General features: G+C 69.7%; 1 protein-coding gene. It reads right to left on the bottom strand.

Going from position 1 to position 1409, the window contains the following annotated elements; genetic code table 11:
- Positions 1–236 (bottom strand): hypothetical protein (locus tag BL253_RS43280; RefSeq protein ID WP_206745131.1); only part of this gene is annotated, 236 nt, incomplete at its 3' end.
- Positions 237–1409: the final 1173 nt, after the last annotated feature.

Below are 1409 nucleotides of genomic sequence, written 5' to 3'. Positions count from 1 at the left end.
GTGGGTGGCGTGGGTGGCGTGGGTGGCGTGGGTGGCGTGGGTGGCGTGGGTGGCGTGGGTGGCGTGGGTGGCGTGGGTGGCGTGGGTGGCGTGGGGTTGGTCGTCAGCGGACGGATCGTCGGCGCCGGGGCGGCGAGCGACTGGGTAGCCGTGAATGACGGGGTGTGGCTGTCAGAAAGGCTCGCGTCGTCGACAATTCTCGCGTCGTCGACGCCGTTCTGCCTGCCGTCGTCCACGATGGTCCGCCGCCCTGGGAGATGTCCGTTCCAGTAGGGCCGTCCAGGTGGCCGGCCCGTCAACGGGGTGGCCGAGAGGTGACCAGCCCTCGGCGGGCCGGCAGCCTGGGTGCCGCGCCCAGCGGGCTCGACGGCCAGGTCACGACCAAGCGCCTCAATCTGGACAATACCGAGCCGACCCCGACCTGTCCGTCCGCGTTACAAAGCCCTTGGGTAAACGTTGGCGCGCGCCAGATCTGTACGCCCACCACCGGCCGCCGGGGTGCCCGCCGCCGCGGCGACCAGCACCTGATGGCACGCCACCGGCACCTGACGGCATGGCCCCGCTACGGCGGATGGCCGGCTCACCGCGTCTCTGCTCGGCTCRCGGACGCTGTCGCCGCGCCCCCGTGAACGGTTCGCCGGACCGGGCGTGGACTGGCTGACTCGCTGACTCGCTGACTGTCCGCTTCCCACAGCTCCCTACACGAGCGCCGCCGTCCAACCGCCACCCCTCGGTGATCGCCGTTCGTGCCTCGCCGTGGTTGTCAGCGGGCCGACCAGATCGTGACCACCGCAGGGCCCAACCGCGATCAGGTCGCAGGTCCGGCCACCGGGTAGGCGGCGTCGACGGTGATGAGCCTGTCCGCGGTGGCGGCTATCGACGGCGGCCGGCGATCCGATGGGATTCTCGGGGCCGGAGCGAGCAACCGTATTCGAAACGGTCCCTCGTCGGATCCGGTCATGGCTTGTGGGGTGGATCCCGACTTCCCATCCACCACAACCCATGGATGGATGGACGGACGGCCAGAGCGGAGCGGTGCCCCGGGCGCTTCTCTCCACGCGTACCAGCCCCCCGATCTCGGGCGTCGTGTCAGACGTCTGGGGCATGAAACGGCGCTGGTTGTGACTCTGACGTCGGACAGGATGAGCACACGGCCGCCCGGCCGCACGGCCGCACAGGCGGCCGGGCGGCGCCCCGCCTGATCCCGGTCGGGCTCCAAGGGTTGGCTCTGCGATCACCAAGAAGTCCCAAAGCAATTGGGTTCTCGCGTGCCAGAGCGAGGAACCGAATTTACTCAATTCCCTCATCGGATCTGGCCATGGCTTGTGGGGGTGCATCCCGGTCTCCTGGGCCCCAGAACCCATGGACGGATGGGTGTGCCGTGGGTCTGTCGGCGCCAGAGTCTCGGA

Origin of the sequence: Pseudofrankia asymbiotica (assembly GCF_001983105.1) — a bacterium.
GTDB lineage: Bacteria > Actinomycetota > Actinomycetes > Frankiales > Frankiaceae > Pseudofrankia > Pseudofrankia asymbiotica.
This window is presented reverse-complemented; position numbering and strand designations above follow the sequence as displayed.